The sequence below is a fragment of the Pseudomonas sp. W2Aug9 genome, assembly GCF_023127755.1.
Classification (GTDB): Bacteria; Pseudomonadota; Gammaproteobacteria; order Pseudomonadales; family Pseudomonadaceae; genus Aquipseudomonas; species Aquipseudomonas synxantha_A.
Genome location: NZ_SPKL01000036.1, coordinates 131,498 through 147,334 on the forward strand (window position 1 = coordinate 131,498; position 15,837 = coordinate 147,334).

A 15,837-nucleotide genomic window follows, 5' to 3' on the forward strand; every position below is an offset into this window, starting at 1 on the left:
TTTTCGTCGAAATTGCCTGCCATTTACGCCTTTTATCCCGCCAGCGCAATCAGCTATTAGGGTGAGGTGTGCGCGTTGTCATTAGTAACCTAACTGTCTATACTCGGCCACCGACCGCCAAGGGCTTTTGGGCTTGCTTTCATTGGGGGTCGCACTCCCTGGGTGGTGCTTACCTGACCAGTCGCACTCCCCAACAACTTTGCCCTGATTGTTAGGGGCTCTTCAGTGTGAAAAAAAGCCGTGAATAGCCAACGACCTGTAAACCTAGACCTAAGGACCATCAAACTCCCCATCACCGGCGTTACGTCGTTCCTGCACCGTGTTTCCGGCATCATCCTGTTCCTGGGCTTGGGCATCATGCTTTATGCATTGAGCAAATCCCTGGGTTCCGAGGAAGGTTACGCCGAGGTGAAGGCATGCTTGACCAGCCCGCTGGCCAAGTTCGTAGCATGGGGCCTCCTGTCCTCTCTTCTGTATCACCTGGTAGCCGGTGTGCGCCACTTGATCATGGACATGGGCATCGGTGAGACGCTGGAAGGCGGCCGCCTGGGCTCGAAAATCATCATCGCCATTTCCGTGGTGCTGATCGTTCTGGCAGGAGTTTGGATATGGTAACCAGCGTAACGAATCTGTCGCGTTCGGGCCTCTATGACTGGATGGCACAGCGTGTGTCTGCGGTCGTTCTCGCGGCTTATTTCATTTTTCTGATCGGATACCTCGTCGCAAACCCGGGCATCGGCTATGAGCAGTGGCACGGCCTGTTTTCCCACAATGCGATGCGAATCTTCAGTCTGCTGGCCCTTGTAGCCCTGGGCGCACACGCCTGGGTTGGCATGTGGACCATTGCGACCGACTACCTGACGCCTATGGCGCTTGGCAAGTCCGCGACTGCAGTACGTTTCCTCTTCCAGGCAGTATGCGGCGTCGCGATGTTCGCTTACTTCGTCTGGGGTGTGCAGATTCTTTGGGGTATCTGATTCATGGCTAACATTCCAACTATTTCATTCGACGCCATCATTATTGGTGGCGGCGGTGCGGGCATGCGCGCTGCGCTGCAGCTCGCTCAGGGTGGTCACAAGACTGCCGTGATCACCAAGGTGTTCCCGACGCGCTCCCACACCGTATCGGCCCAGGGTGGCATCACCTGCGCCATCGCCTCCGCCGACCCGAACGATGACTGGCGCTGGCACATGTACGATACCGTCAAGGGTTCCGACTACATCGGTGACCAGGACGCTATCGAGTACATGTGTCAGGAAGGCCCGGCCGCAGTGTTCGAGCTGGACCACATGGGTCTGCCGTTCTCGCGTACCGAGCAAGGTCGTATCTACCAGCGTCCATTCGGCGGCCAGTCGAAGGATTACGGTAAAGGCGGGCAGGCTGCCCGTACTTGCGCTGCGTCCGACCGTACCGGTCACGCGCTGTTGCACACCCTTTATCAGGGCAACCTGAAAGCCGGTACCACGTTCCTGAACGAGTACTACGCTGTTGATCTGGTGAAGAACGGCAAGGGCGAGTTCGTCGGCGTGATCGCCATCTGCATCGAAACCGGTGAAACCACCTACATCCGCGCCAAGGCTACCGTGCTGGCGACTGGCGGTGCAGGCCGTATCTACGCCTCGACCACCAATGCCCTGATCAACACCGGTGACGGCGTCGGCATGGCACTGCGTGCTGGCGTACCGGTGCAAGACATCGAAATGTGGCAGTTCCACCCCACCGGCATCGCCGGCGCCGGTGTACTGGTAACCGAAGGTTGCCGTGGTGAAGGTGGTTACCTGATCAACAAGCACGGCGAGCGTTTCATGGAGCGTTATGCTCCGAACGCCAAAGACCTGGCTGGTCGTGACGTCGTGGCCCGTTCGATGGTTAAAGAGATCATCGCCGGTAACGGTTGTGGCCCGAATGGTGACCACGTACTGCTCAAACTCGATCACCTCGGTGAAGAAGTGCTGCACAGCCGCCTGCCAGGTATCTGCGAACTGTCCAAGACCTTTGCTCACGTTGATCCAGTGGTTGCTCCGGTTCCGGTCGTTCCGACCTGCCACTATATGATGGGCGGCGTACCGACCAACATTCACGGCCAGGCGATCACCCAGAATGCCGAAGGCGTGGACGAGATCATCCATGGTCTGTTCGCGGTAGGTGAAGTGGCTTGTGTATCGGTTCACGGTGCCAACCGCCTGGGCGGCAACTCGTTGCTCGACCTGGTAGTGTTCGGTCGCGCGGCCGGCCTGCATCTGGAAAAGGCGCTGACCGACGGCATCGAATACGATGACGCCACCGACGCCAACATCGAAGCGGCCCTGGCGCGCCTGAACGCTCTGAACGAGCGCACAGATGGCGAAGACGTGGCAACCCTGCGTCGCGAGCTGCAAAACTGCATGCAGAACTACTTCGGTGTGTTCCGTACCGGCGAATACATGCAGAAAGGTATCGCCCAGTTGGCTGACCTGCGCAAGCGTATCGCCAACGTCAAGATCAACGATAAGAGCCAGGCGTTCAACACCGCTCGTATCGAAGCCCTTGAGCTGCAAAACCTGCTGGAAGTGGCTGAAGCGACGGCGATCGCCGCCGAGGTTCGTAAAGAATCCCGTGGTGCTCACGCTCGTGAAGACTTTGAAGATCGCGATGACGAAAACTGGTTGTGCCACACCCTGTACTTCCCGGGTGACAAGCGCGTAACCAAGCGTGCCGTGAACTTCTCGCCGAAGACGGTGCCGACGTTTGAACCGAAGATTCGGACTTACTAAGGGTGGCTGCCATGTTGAAAGTCAGTGTTTATCGCTACAACCCTGATCAGGACGCTGCGCCGTTCATGCAGGAGTTCCAGGTCGATACCGGTGGTAAAGACCTGATGGTGCTGGATGTACTGGCACTGATCAAAGAGCAGGACGAAGGTTTCTCCTATCGTCGCTCTTGCCGTGAGGGTGTTTGCGGCTCCGACGGCATGAACATCAACGGCAAGAATGGCCTGGCGTGCATCACGCCGCTGTCTGCTGTTGTCAAAGGCAACAAGCTGATCGTTCGTCCTCTGCCAGGTTTGCCGGTTATCCGTGACCTGGTCGTCGATATGAGCATCTTCTACAAGCAATACGAGAAAGTTAAGCCGTTCTTGCAGAATGACACGCCGGCTCCGGCCATCGAGCGTCTGCAATCCCCGGAAGAGCGCGAGAAGCTTGACGGTCTGTACGAGTGCATCCTGTGTGCTTGCTGCTCGACGTCGTGCCCGTCTTTCTGGTGGAACCCGGACAAATTCCTGGGTCCTGCTGCACTGCTGCAAGCGTACCGCTTCCTGGCAGACAGCCGTGACACCAAGACGTCCGAGCGTCTGGCTTCGCTGGATGACCCGTTCAGCGTATTCCGCTGCCGCGGGATCATGAACTGCGTCAACGTATGCCCCAAAGGCCTGAACCCGACTAAGGCCATTGGTCACATCCGTAACATGCTGCTGCACAGCGGCGTGTAACTGACGTTGTAGTAAAGCAGGACCGTTGTGCCCGTAAATGCTGCGGCGCAGGCTTCAACCGGCGCCGTAGTTTTAACTTGAGCAGCGACTTACAAAGCCGCGGCTCTTATTTTGAAGAAATGAGACAAGCAGGGGCATTCGGGTTGGTACCCGAACTATCAGCGTGATCCTAAGTGGCTTGTTTTGGTCGCTGCACTTGGCCTTTTGCAAGCAAACTCGGTGTTTTCGCCGGTGGTGTCCCCAAATCGAGGGTGACCAAGCATGCAAGAAAGCGTGATGCAGCGCATGTGGAACAGCGGCTATCTTTCAGGTGGTAACGCTGCCTATGTGGAAGAGCTTTATGAGCTCTACCTGCACGACCCTAACGCTGTGCCAGAAGAATGGCGCACCAAATTTCAGACGTTGTCTTCAGACGGCAACGCTGCCACCGATGTATCGCACGCAACAATTCGCGATCAGTTCGTGCTGCTGGCAAAGAACCAGCGCCGCGCCCAACCGGTTTCCGCCGGCAGCGTGAGCAGTGAGCACGAGAAGAAGCAAGTTGAAGTACTGCGACTGATCCAGGCCTACCGTATGCGTGGCCACCAGGCAGCCCAGCTTGACCCGCTGGGGCTGTGGCAGCGTCCTGCACCTGCAGACCTGTCGATCAATCATTACGGCTTGACCAATGCCGATCTTGATACGACCTTCCGTGCCGGCGACCTGTTCATCGGCAAAGAGGAAGCGAGCCTACGCGAAATTCACGAAGCGTTGCAGCAGACATATTGCCGCACCATCGGCGCTGAATTCACGCACATCACCGATTCCGAGCAGCGCCAGTGGTTCCAGCACCGCCTGGAAGGCGTGCGTGGCCGTCCGGTCTTGTCCGCCGATGTCCGCAGCCACTTGCTGGAGCGCGTGACCGCGGCCGAGGGCCTCGAGAAATACCTGGGTACCAAATACCCGGGCACCAAGCGTTTCGGCCTGGAAGGCGGCGAAAGCCTGATTCCGATGCTCGACGAGCTGATCCAGCGTTCCGGTTCCTACGGCACCAAGGAAATCGTGATCGGCATGGCTCACCGTGGTCGCCTGAACGTGTTGGTCAACACCTTCGGCAAGAACCCGCGCGAGCTGTTCGACGAGTTCGAAGGCAAGAAGAAGGTCGAGCTGGGTTCCGGTGACGTTAAATACCACCAGGGCTTCTCGTCCAACGTGATGACCACCGGCGGTGAAGTTCACCTGGCCATGGCGTTCAACCCATCCCACCTGGAAATCGTTTCGCCAGTGGTCGAGGGTTCGGTACGTGCGCGCCAGGATCGTCGTAACGATGCCACCGGTGAGAAGGTTCTGCCGATTTCCATCCACGGTGACGCGGCATTCGCCGGTCAAGGCGTGGTCCTGGAAACGTTCCAGATGTCGCAGACTCGCGGCTTCAAGACCGGCGGTACCGTTCACATCGTCATCAACAACCAGGTCGGCTTCACCATCAGCAACCCGTTGGACGCGCGCTCCACCGAGTACGCCACCGATGTTGCCAAGATGATCCAGGCGCCGATCCTCCATGTGAATGGCGATGATCCGGAAGCCGTGCTGTTCGTGACCCAACTGGCAGTCGACTACCGCATGCAGTTCAAGCGTGACGTGGTGATCGACCTGGTTTGCTACCGCCGTCGCGGTCACAACGAAGCGGACGAGCCAAGCGGCACCCAGCCGTTGATGTACCAGCAGATCACCAAGCAGCGCACCACCCGTGAGCTGTACGCCGAAAGCCTGACCAAGGCCGGCGTGGTTGACGATGCGCGTGTTCAGGCGAAAGTCGATGAATACCGCAACGCGCTGGACAATGGCCTGCATGTAGTGAAAAGCCTGGTCAAGGAGCCGAACAAAGAGTTGTTCGTTGACTGGCGTCCGTACCTGGGCCACACCTGGACTGCACGTCACGATACATCCTTCGATTTGAAGACGTTGCAGGAACTGTCCGCCAAGCTGCTGGAAATTCCCGAAGGCTTCGTCGTACAGCGCCAGGTGGCGAAGATCTACGAAGATCGTCAGAAGATGCAAGCCGGCGGCCTGCCGATCAACTGGGGTTACGCCGAAACCATGGCGTACGCGACCCTGGCGTTCGAAGGTCACCCAATCCGCATGACCGGCCAGGACATCGGCCGCGGTACGTTCTCGCACCGTCATGCTGTATTGCACAACCAGAAAGACGCGGGCACCTACATCCCGTTGCAGAACCTGTACGAAGGCCAGCCACGTTTCGACCTGTACGATTCGTTCCTGTCCGAAGAAGCCGTACTGGCGTTCGAATACGGCTACTCCACCACCACGCCTAATGCGCTGGTGATCTGGGAAGCCCAGTTCGGCGACTTCGCCAACGGTGCCCAGGTGGTTATCGACCAGTTCATCACCAGCGGCGAGCACAAGTGGGGCCGCCTGTGCGGTCTGACCATGCTGCTGCCACACGGTTATGAAGGCCAGGGTCCGGAGCACTCTTCGGCCCGTCTGGAGCGTTACCTGCAATTGTGCGCCGAGCACAACATCCAGGTGTGCGTGCCGACCACCCCGGCGCAGATCTACCACTTGCTGCGTCGCCAGGTGATCCGCCCGCTGCGCAAGCCGCTGGTCGTGCTGACCCCGAAATCGCTGTTGCGTCACAAACTGGCCGTTTCGACCCTGGAAGATCTGGCCCAAGGTTCGTTCCAGACCGTGATTCCAGAGATCGATACACTGGACGCCGCCAAGGTCACTCGCCTGATCCTGTGCAGCGGCAAGGTCTACTACGATCTGTTGGAAAAACGCCGTGCCGAAGGCCGCGAAGACATCGCCATCGTGCGTATCGAGCAGCTTTACCCGTTCCCGGAAGATGACCTCATGGAGATCATCGCGCCTTACACCAACCTCACGAACGTGGTGTGGTGTCAGGAAGAACCGATGAACCAGGGCGCCTGGTACAGCAGCCAGCATCATCTGCGTCGCAGCATCGGCAACCACAACAAGGCCCTGGTCCTTGAGTACGCCGGTCGTGATGCTTCTGCTGCACCTGCGTGTGGCTATGCGTCGATGCACGCCGAGCAGCAGGAAAAACTGCTGCAAGATGCTTTCACTGTTTAACGCCTTCGCGCTGACTGAAACCGAATTTTAAGGACCTACAGATAATGGCTATCGAAATCAAAGCCCCGTCATTCCCGGAATCGGTTGCCGATGGCACCGTTGCCACCTGGCACAAGAAACCAGGCGAGGCCGTCAAGCGTGACGACCTGATCGTCGACATCGAGACTGACAAAGTCGTACTGGAAGTGTTGGCCGAAGCTGACGGCGTGCTGGGCGCGATCGTGGCTGAAGAGGGCGCTACCGTTCTGTCGAACCAGGTACTGGGTTCGATCGAAGAGGGCAGCGCTGCTGCAGCTCCTGCTCCTGCCGCCGCTGCTGCTGCACCGGCTGCTTCGGCGCCTGCCGCTGCACCGGCAGCCGGTGGCGAAGATCCAATCGCTGCACCAGCTGCGCGTCAACTGGCTGAAGAGAACGGCATCAACCTGGCTTCCATCAAGGGCACCGGCAAAGACGGCCGCGTGACCAAGGAAGACGTGGTTGCTGCGGTTGAAGCCAAGAAGAACGCTCCGGCTGCCGCGCCTGCCAAGGCTGCTGCTCCAGCGGCTGCTGCCCCGGTGTTCGCTGCCGGCGACCGTACCGAGAAGCGCGTACCGATGACTCGCGTGCGTGCCACCGTGGCCAAGCGCCTGGTTGAAGCGCAGTCGAACATGGCGATGCTGACCACGTTCAACGAAGTCGACATGACTGAAGTCATGGCCCTGCGCTCCAAGTACAAGGACCTGTTCGAGAAGTCCCACAACGGCGTGCGCCTGGGCTTCATGTCGTTCTTCGTGAAAGCGGCCACCGAAGCACTCAAGCGCTTCCCGGCAGTCAACGCTTCCATCGACGGCGGCGACATCGTTTACCACGGCTATGCAGATATCGGCGTTGCCGTGTCCAGCGACCGTGGCCTGGTGGTTCCAGTGCTGCGTAACGCCGAGCTGATGAGCCTGGCCGAAATCGAAGGCGGCATCGCCGGCTTCGGCAAGAAAGCCCGTGACGGCAAGCTGACCATCGACGAGATGACCGGCGGTACCTTCACCATCACTAACGGTGGTACCTTCGGTTCGATGATGTCGACGCCGATCGTCAACCCACCGCAAGCCGCGATCCTGGGCATGCACAACATCATCCAGCGTCCGATGGCCATCAACGGCCAGGTCGTGATCCGCCCAATGATGTACCTGGCATTGTCTTACGATCACCGCCTGATCGATGGTAAAGAAGCCGTGACGTTCCTGGTGACCATCAAGAACCTGCTGGAAGACCCGGCTCGCCTGCTCCTGGACATCTGATAGAAGCAGCTGCAAGTTGCGAGCTACAAGCTGTAGGAAAAAGCAGCTTGGCTTGCAGCTTGTGGCTAGAAGCTTGTCGCAAATAGAGGATCTATTTTCATGACACAGAAATTTGACGTTGTAGTGATTGGTGCAGGCCCTGGCGGCTATGTTGCCGCCATCAAGGCTGCGCAACTGGGCCTCTCGACTGCTTGCATCGAAAAGTACACCGACAAGGAAGGCAAACTGGCGCTGGGCGGTACCTGCCTGAACGTTGGTTGCATTCCTTCCAAGGCGCTGCTGGACAGCTCCTGGAAATTCCACGAAGCCCAAGACGGCTTCGCGATCCACGGCATCAACCATGCTGGCGTGACCATGGACGTGCCAGCAATGGTCGGCCGTAAAGCCAACATCGTCAAAGGCCTGACTTCCGGCGTTGCCACCTTGTTCAAGGCCAACGGTGTGACTTCCATTCAGGGTCACGGCAAGCTGCTGGCCGGCAAGAAAGTCGAAGTCACCAAGCCAGACGGTTCGGTTGAAGTCATCGAAGCCGAAAACGTGATCCTGGCTCCTGGCTCGCGTCCAATCGACATTCCGCCTGCTCCAGTTGACAACAACGTGATCGTTGATTCGACTGGCGCCCTGGAATTCCAGGCTGTGCCTAAGCGCCTGGGCGTGATCGGCGCTGGCGTAATCGGTCTGGAACTGGGTTCGGTATGGTCCCGTCTGGGCGCTGAAGTCACCGTGCTGGAAGCCCTGGACACGTTCCTGCTGGCGGCCGACACTGCAGTCTCCAAAGAGGCGCTGAAAACCCTGACCAAACAAGGTCTGGACATCAAGCTCGGCGCCCGTGTCACCGGCTCCAAGGTCAACGGCGAAGAAGTCGTGGTGACCTACACCGATAAAGACGGCGAGCAGACCATCACCTTCGACAAGCTGATCGTTGCCGTTGGTCGCCGTCCAGTGACCAACGACCTGCTGGCTTCCGACAGCGGCGTGAACATCGACGAGCGTGGCTTCATCCACGTTGATGATCACTGCGCAACCACCGTACCGGGCGTATATGCGATCGGCGACGTGGTTCGTGGCATGATGCTGGCCCACAAGGCTTCCGAGGAAGGCATCATGGTCGTCGAGCGCATCAAGGGTCACAAGACCCAGATGAACTACGACCTGATCCCGTCGGTTATCTACACCCACCCGGAAATCGCATGGGTCGGCAAGAACGAACAGCAGTTGAAAGCTGAAGGCGTTGAAGTTAACGTCGGCACCTTCCCGTTCGCCGCTTCCGGCCGTGCCATGGCAGCCAACGACACCGGTGGTTTTGTCAAAGTCATCGCTGATGCCAAGACTGACCGCGTATTGGGCGTCCACGTGATTGGCCCAAGCGCTGCAGAACTGGTTCAGCAAGGCGCGATCGGTATGGAATTCGGCACCAGTGCCGAGGACCTGGGTATGATGGTCTTCTCCCATCCGACCCTGTCCGAAGCGTTGCACGAAGCAGCGTTGGCAGTGAATGGCGGTGCCATCCACATCGCCAACAAGAAGAAGCGCTAAGCGAGATAATAAGAAACCACGGCGGAGTTGCCCGTCGTGAGCCTTGCGCGCAAGACTCACCGCGGAATATCCGCTGGACGCAGCCTTGCGCAGCTTTACGGGCCATAAGCCCCGCAAGTTGCGCAAGCAGCAGTCACAGGTGGTGCGGCACTCATAATGAGCGCAGCGCCGAATGCGCAGTACCTAACGAAGACGGTAAAAAGCATGAATCTTCACGAGTATCAGGGTAAGCAGCTGTTCGCTGAATACGGCCTGCCAGTTTCCAAGGGCTACGCAGTAGACACCCCGGAAGCAGCAGCAGAAGCTTGCGACAAAATCGGTGGCAGCGAGTGGGTTGTCAAAGCCCAGGTCCACGCCGGTGGTCGCGGTAAAGCGGGCGGCGTTAAGCTGGTTCGCAGCAAAGAAGACGCCAAGGCCTTCGCACAGCAGTGGCTGGGCAAGCGTCTGGTGACTTACCAGACTGATGCCAATGGCCAGCCAGTCACCAAGATCCTGGTTGAATCGTGCACTGATATCGCTAAAGAGCTGTACCTGGGCGCTGTCGTTGACCGTTCGAGCCGTCGCATCGTGTTCATGGCTTCCACCGAAGGTGGCGTGGACATCGAGAAAATCGCTCACGAAACCCCAGAAAAAATTCTGAAGGCCACTATCGATCCACTGGTTGGCGCACAGCCGTTCCAGGGTCGTGAACTGGCGTTCCAGCTGGGTCTGGAAGGCAAGCAAGTTGCCCAGTTCGCCAAGATCTTCGTAGGTCTGGCCAAACTGTTCCAGGATCACGATCTGGCCCTGCTGGAAGTGAACCCGCTGGTGATCAAGGCTGACGGCGACCTGCATTGCCTTGATGCCAAGATCAACATCGACGCCAACGCCATGTACCGTCAGCCCAAGCTGAAGACTTTCCACGATCCGTCGCAAGACGATCCGCGCGAAGCGCACGCTGCCAAGTTCGAACTGAACTACGTGGCCCTGGAAGGCAACATCGGCTGCATGGTCAACGGTGCCGGCCTGGCCATGGGTACCATGGACATCGTCAACCTGCATGGCGGCAAGCCAGCCAACTTCCTCGACGTAGGTGGTGGCGCTACCAAGGAACGCGTTACCGAAGCGTTCAAGATCATCCTGTCCGACTCCAACGTCGCAGCAGTACTGGTCAACATCTTCGGCGGCATCGTTCGTTGCGACATGATTGCCGAAGGCATCATCGGTGCAGTGAAAGAAGTCGGCGTTAAAATCCCGGTTGTTGTTCGCCTTGAAGGTAACAACGCTGAACTGGGCGCTAAAGTACTGGCAGAAAGCGGTTTGAACATCATCGCGGCTACCAGCCTGACCGACGCTGCTCAACAAGTTGTCAAAGCTGCGGAGGGCAAGTAATGAGCGTCCTGATCAATAAAGACACCAAAGTTATCTGCCAGGGTATTACCGGTTCGCAAGGTAGTTTCCACACCCAGCAAGCCATTGAATACGGCACCCAGATGGTTGGTGGCGTAACTCCGGGCAAAGGCGGCACCGAGCACCTGGGCCTGCCAGTGTTCAACACCGTGAAAGAAGCGGTAGAAGCCACTGGCGCCACTGCCAGCGTGATCTACGTTCCAGCTCCTTTCTGCAAGGACTCGATCCTGGAAGCGGCATTCGGCGGCATCAAGCTGATCGTGTGCATCACCGAAGGCATTCCTACCCTGGACATGCTGGACGCTAAAGTTAAGTGCGACGAACTGGGTGTAGTCCTGATCGGCCCTAACTGCCCAGGCGTGATCACTCCAGGCGAATGCAAGATCGGCATCATGCCAGGTCACATTCACTTGCCAGGCAAGGTCGGTATCGTTTCCCGTTCCGGCACCCTGACCTACGAAGCTGTGAAGCAGACCACTGACGCCGGTTTCGGTCAGTCGACTTGCGTCGGCATCGGCGGTGACCCGATCCCAGGCTCCAACTTCATCGACATCCTGAAGCTGTTCCAGGAAGACCCGAAGACCGAAGCGATCGTGATGATCGGTGAGATCGGCGGTTCGGCTGAAGAAGAAGCGGCTGCCTACATCAAGGCACACGTGACCAAGCCGGTTGTTTCCTACATCGCTGGTGTGACTGCCCCTGCGGGCAAGCGCATGGGCCATGCTGGCGCAATCATCTCTGGCGGCAAAGGCACTGCAGACGAGAAGTTCGCTGCACTGCAAGACGCAGGTGTGAAAACCGTGCGTTCGCTGGCAGACATCGGCAAGGCCCTGGCCGAGCTGACCGGTTGGGCTGTCAAGTAAGCCTCGCGCTTAGCTGACGCTTCACCACACAAAGGCCACCTTCGGGTGGCCTTTGTGCATTCTGAAATAGAGTGAGGATGTACTTGGTCCCGTGTGGGAGCTGGCTTGCCTGCGATGCAGGCACCTCGGTGCATCAGACACATCGAGTCGATGCCATCGCAGGCAAGCCAGCTCCCACAGGGGCCAGCATTGCCCAATTAAGTATGAAAACGCGACATTCAAATGTCGCTTATCGGACAGTTCGCCCCGCAACAGTGCGTTTGTCAGCCTGATTCTGTACTCTAGCCGCCTCTTTATGCGTCCGCATCCCAAAAGGAAGCTGCGCGCTAGACCGGTCGGTCCCCATAAGGGCCGGCAGCATTTCCCTCATCCATAGGGAAGCCCTCTCTAAATTCCGATTCAGTAGTGTGGTATTTCCTCAAATGAAAGTGTTGAAAAGCCAGGATATCCTGGCGCTGGGCTTTATGACCTTTGCCCTGTTCGTGGGCGCTGGCAACATCATCTTCCCGCCTATCGTGGGTTTGCAGTCCGGGCCCCATGTCTGGATGGCGGCGCTTGGCTTTTTGATCACCGCGGTCGGTTTGCCGGTGGTCACCGTGATTGCCCTGGCCAAGGTCGGTGGTGGCATGGATGCGCTGAGCAGCCCGATCGGCAAGATCGCCGGTGGCCTGCTGGCGGCGGCGGCGTACCTGGCGGTGGGGCCGCTGTTCGCTACCCCGCGTACTGCGACCGTGTCATTCGAAGTGGGCCTGGCGCCACTGACCGGTGAAAGCCCGTTGGCGCTGTTCCTCTACAGCTCGGTGTATTTCCTGGTGGTGTTCTTTGTGTCCCTGTACCCAGGTCGACTGCTGGACACCGTGGGCCGCTTCCTCGCGCCGCTGAAGATCATCGCCCTGGCCATCCTCGGCATTGCCGCGTTTGCGTTGCCGGCCGGTGAAGTGGGCGTCGCTACGCCGGAATACGTGGCCGCACCGTTCTCCCAGGGCTTTATCAATGGTTATCTGACCATGGATACGCTGGGTGCGCTGGTGTTCGGCATCGTGATCGTCAACGCGATCCGTTCACGGGGTGTCGAGTCGCCCCAATTGATCACCCGTTACGCCATTATCGCCGGCCTGATTGCCGGCGTGGGCCTGGCGCTGGTGTACATCAGCCTGTTCCGCCTGGGTTCGGGCAGCCATGCCGTGGCTGCCGGTGCCAGCAACGGCGCAGCCGTACTGCACGCTTATGTGCAACACACATTCGGCTCCCTGGGCAGCGGCTTCCTCGCCGTGCTGATCTCCCTGGCGTGCCTGGTCACTGCCGTCGGCCTGACCTGCGCCTGCGCCGAGTACTTCAGCAAAATCCTGCCGCTGTCCTACAAGACACTGGTGGTGATTCTGGCGTTGTTCTCGCTGTTCGTGTCCAACCTGGGCCTGACCAAACTGATCGCGTTCTCGATTCCGGTGCTTACAGCGATCTACCCGCCGTGCATCGTGCTGGTAGCCCTGAGTTTCTGCAAAGGCTTCTGGCAGGAACAGGGCCGTATCGTCGGCCCGGTGATGTTGGTGTCATTCATCTTTGGTTGTATCGACGCACTCAAGGGCGCGGGCCTGGCGGGTTGGATGCCTACACAATTGGCAAACTTGCCGCTGAGCGAGCAAGGCTTGGCGTGGTTGGTGCCATCAGTGATGACGCTGGTGGTGGCCGTGGTGATCGATCGTATGCTGGGCAAGCGTAGCGAAGCCGTCGCATAACCCGCGGTTTGTGCTGCACTGAAATGCCCCGTATCAAACGATACGGGGCATTTTTTTTGAGTCGATGGCAGTGTCTTTTTTTTGGGGATGGCGTCAAAAATCTCAAGTTGAAAACACCGGTCGGTGTGGGAGCTGGCTTGCCTGCGATGGCGGTACATCGGTTGGCGCGGTGGTGACTGCAAAGACGCTATCGCAGGCAAGCCAGCTCCCACATTTGGACCGTGTCGGCCCTATCATCCTGTGTACAAGGACCCGCATGTCGTTCGTCGAAACCAATCAAGTCCATCTGCTTGCCGCCCTCTGGTTCATCCTGTGCTGGGGTGGCTACACCCGTTATGCCACCTGGAAAGCCCGGGATACGGCCTGCCTGGCCAGCGTATTGCACCTGTACCGCGAAGACTGGATGCGTCGCATGTTGTTGCGCGATAACCGCATCGCCGATGCCAGCGTGATCGGCAACCTGGAGCGTAATGCCTCGTTCTTTGCCTCCAGCACCTTGATCATCCTTGCGGGTATTCTGACCGTGCTCGGTGCTTCCGAGCGGGCGGTGTCGTTGCTGGCAGACATTCCTATGGTGCAGCAGGCCTCCCAAGGCATGTCGGAGATCAAGTTGCTGTGCCTGGCCCTGGTATTTGTCTATGCGTTTTTTACTTTCAGCTGGTGCATGCGTCAGTACAACTTCGCAGCGGTGCTGGTGGGCTCGGCGCCGATGATTGGTGAGCGGCACGTGTCGGAGCAGGAGCGCAATGCATTTGCCTTGCGGGCGGCGCGGGTGATTTCGATGGCGGCCAACCAGTTCAACTTTGGGCTGCGCGCTTATTACTTCGGCATGACCATGCTGGCCTGGTTTGTCAGCCCTTGGTTGTTCATGTTGATGAGCAGCGGGGTGGTATTGGTGCTTTATCGCCGCGAGTTTCACTCCGACGTCTTGCAGGTGATGGTGTATACCCCGACGAATATGCAAGCTTCGGATGCTGCAAAAGAGAGTGTTTCTTAAAGGCCGGATAAAACAGCAGGCAAAGAAAAGCCCGCTTTAAAAGCGGGCTTTCTTTTGCAGCACTACAGGTTCACACCCGGCAATTACTGCTTGGCAGGTTCTGCAGGTGCGGCAGGTGCAGCTTCTTTTGCAGCTTCGGCGTTCGATTCAGCCTGAGCTTTGGCAGCTTCGGCGTTTTCTTTCGCAGCGTCGTTCACTTTATCCTGTGCTTTAGCCATGTCTTGCTGTGCTTGCTCAGAATGTGCAGCGGCATCTTGGGCTTTGTCTTCGGATTTCTTGTCGCAGGCAGCCAGACCGAGTGCAGCGGCCAGCATCATGGAAATAGCTAATGTCTTGCGCATGGGGTGTTTCTCCTTATTGAAGATATCTACTGGCCTTTCGAACCCAAGGGGCCAGCATTAGTTCCTTTTGTCCCACAGATATATAACGCTTTTCGCACAAAAACTTTTTCCGGCGATTTAGTCTGCTGCTTTCACACTAATAAGAGTCTAAAAACAATGACCGAAAACCCCTTGTTAGAGCGTGCTGCGCGCTTTGTCTCGGCGCTGCGCCATTGTCAGGTGCTGGGTGTGGCTGTCCACGCTGCAAGCGAGGAGGGCATGACCCTGGTGTTGCCGTATGGGCCACATCTTGTTGGTGATCCCGCAACCTGCGTGATTCATGGTGGCGCCCTGACCTCATTGATGGACACAGCCTGCGGCATGGCCACCTTGTGCGTATTACCCGAATTCGAGGTGTGCCCGACCCTGGACCTGCGTATCGACTACATGCGTGCGGCCGAGCCGCACAAGCCGGTGTATGGCTTCGCGCAATGTTACCGGGTGACCACCGATGTGATCTTCACGCGCGGGTTCGCCTATCAGGATGACCCGCAACAACCCATCGCCCATGTGGTGGGCACGTTCATGCGTATGGGCAAGCGCCTAAAAGGCACGCAAGGGCTGGGCAGCACGATCAAGGGAGAGCAGGCATGACGCATCGATTCAAGACCCGTCTGGAGCAGGCTCTCGAGCGTGGCAACTACGACGCACTGCTGGGCTTGGTGCCCTACGCCAAGCTGATCGGCATCGAATGCACCCGTCTGGGAGATGAGCTGCTGTTTCGCCTGCCGGCCAACAAGGACAATATTGGTAACCCCATATTGCCGGCGTTGCACGGCGGGGTGATCGCCGGCTTCATGGAGCTGTCGGCGGCCCTGCATCTAAGGGTATTTACCGGGGCTCCGGGCCTGCCAAAAATCATCGATTTTTCCCTGGATTACCTGCGCGCCGGCCAGTTTCGCGACACTTACGCCAAATGCCAGGTGTGCCGCCAGGGCCGGCGCGTCGCCAATGTGGCGATCACCGCCTGGCAAACCACCGAGGCCGAGCCGATTGCCACCGCCCGCGCACATTTCAAGATTGAGGAATTGGCCCGCCCTTGAAATCCCGGTCTTAGCCCCCAACTTTGATGACAACCCGCCGCCAACCCTTTCGGGCGC

14 protein-coding genes are annotated in these 15,837 nt (G+C 58.3%); 13 read left to right on the forward strand and 1 reads right to left on the reverse strand.

What is annotated here, in order from left to right:
* Positions 1 to 240 precede the first annotated feature (240 nt).
* The 11 genes from sdhC (at position 241) to E3O56_RS24155 (ending at position 14,357) form a co-directional block, all read left to right on the forward strand.
* Positions 241 to 615, forward strand: a complete 375-nt coding sequence (sdhC, locus tag E3O56_RS24105) for a succinate dehydrogenase, cytochrome b556 subunit (protein ID WP_003190005.1) — start codon at positions 241 to 243, stop codon at positions 613 to 615.
* Complete coding sequence (gene sdhD, locus E3O56_RS24110; protein WP_003172805.1) at positions 609 to 977, forward strand: succinate dehydrogenase, hydrophobic membrane anchor protein; 369 nt, start codon at positions 609 to 611, stop codon at positions 975 to 977. Before sdhC ends, sdhD begins: the two co-directional genes overlap by 7 nt.
* A 3-nt stretch (positions 978 to 980) precedes the next feature.
* A complete protein-coding gene (gene sdhA / locus E3O56_RS24115) occupies positions 981 to 2,753 on the forward strand; it encodes a succinate dehydrogenase flavoprotein subunit (protein WP_005786572.1) in 1,773 nt (590 codons plus the stop codon).
* Positions 2,754 to 2,764: 11 nt separating this feature from the next.
* Positions 2,765 to 3,469 carry a succinate dehydrogenase iron-sulfur subunit gene (locus E3O56_RS24120; RefSeq protein WP_005786573.1) on the forward strand — a complete coding sequence of 235 codons (705 nt, stop codon included), beginning with the start codon at positions 2,765 to 2,767 and terminating at the stop codon, positions 3,467 to 3,469.
* Positions 3,470 to 3,730: 261 nt separating this feature from the next.
* Positions 3,731 to 6,562, forward strand: a complete 2,832-nt coding sequence (locus E3O56_RS24125; RefSeq protein ID WP_005786575.1) for a 2-oxoglutarate dehydrogenase E1 component — start codon at positions 3,731 to 3,733, stop codon at positions 6,560 to 6,562.
* 44 nt (positions 6,563 to 6,606) lie between these two features.
* Positions 6,607 to 7,836, forward strand: coding sequence for a 2-oxoglutarate dehydrogenase complex dihydrolipoyllysine-residue succinyltransferase (gene odhB, locus E3O56_RS24130; protein WP_032877091.1), 1,230 nt, complete (start codon positions 6,607 to 6,609; stop codon positions 7,834 to 7,836).
* A gap of 99 nt (positions 7,837 to 7,935) precedes the next feature.
* Complete coding sequence (gene lpdA / locus E3O56_RS24135; protein WP_005786578.1) at positions 7,936 to 9,372, forward strand: dihydrolipoyl dehydrogenase; 1,437 nt, start codon at positions 7,936 to 7,938, stop codon at positions 9,370 to 9,372.
* A 204-nt stretch (positions 9,373 to 9,576) separates the two neighbouring features.
* A complete protein-coding gene (gene sucC, locus E3O56_RS24140; RefSeq protein WP_003190011.1) occupies positions 9,577 to 10,743 on the forward strand; it encodes an ADP-forming succinate--CoA ligase subunit beta in 1,167 nt (388 codons plus the stop codon).
* On the forward strand, positions 10,743 to 11,624 hold the full coding sequence (gene sucD, locus E3O56_RS24145) for a succinate--CoA ligase subunit alpha (protein WP_003190013.1): 882 nt from the start codon (positions 10,743 to 10,745) through the stop codon (positions 11,622 to 11,624). The genes sucC and sucD overlap by 1 nt, the downstream gene beginning before the upstream one ends.
* Positions 11,625 to 12,046: 422 nt before the next feature.
* Entirely contained in the window at positions 12,047 to 13,360 is a 1,314-nt protein-coding gene (brnQ, locus tag E3O56_RS24150) for a branched-chain amino acid transport system II carrier protein (RefSeq protein WP_005786584.1), read from the forward strand.
* A 256-nt stretch (positions 13,361 to 13,616) separates the two neighbouring features.
* Complete coding sequence (locus E3O56_RS24155) at positions 13,617 to 14,357, forward strand: DUF599 family protein (RefSeq protein ID WP_005786585.1); 741 nt, start codon at positions 13,617 to 13,619, stop codon at positions 14,355 to 14,357.
* Between the two features lie 83 nt (positions 14,358 to 14,440).
* Here the strand turns inward: E3O56_RS24155 and E3O56_RS24160 are convergent, their stop codons facing one another.
* Positions 14,441 to 14,698 (reverse strand): hypothetical protein, encoded by a 258-nt coding sequence (locus E3O56_RS24160; RefSeq protein ID WP_005786587.1) that lies wholly within the window; start codon positions 14,696 to 14,698, stop codon positions 14,441 to 14,443.
* Between the two features lie 156 nt (positions 14,699 to 14,854).
* Between E3O56_RS24160 and E3O56_RS24165 the strand changes: the two genes are divergently transcribed.
* Positions 14,855 to 15,331, forward strand: coding sequence for a PaaI family thioesterase (locus E3O56_RS24165; RefSeq protein ID WP_005786588.1), 477 nt, complete (start codon positions 14,855 to 14,857; stop codon positions 15,329 to 15,331).
* Positions 15,328 to 15,780: a PaaI family thioesterase gene (locus E3O56_RS24170; protein WP_005786590.1), complete on the forward strand. Its 453-nt coding sequence runs from the start codon at positions 15,328 to 15,330 to the stop codon at positions 15,778 to 15,780. Before E3O56_RS24165 ends, E3O56_RS24170 begins: the two co-directional genes overlap by 4 nt.
* Positions 15,781 to 15,837 lie beyond the last annotated feature (57 nt).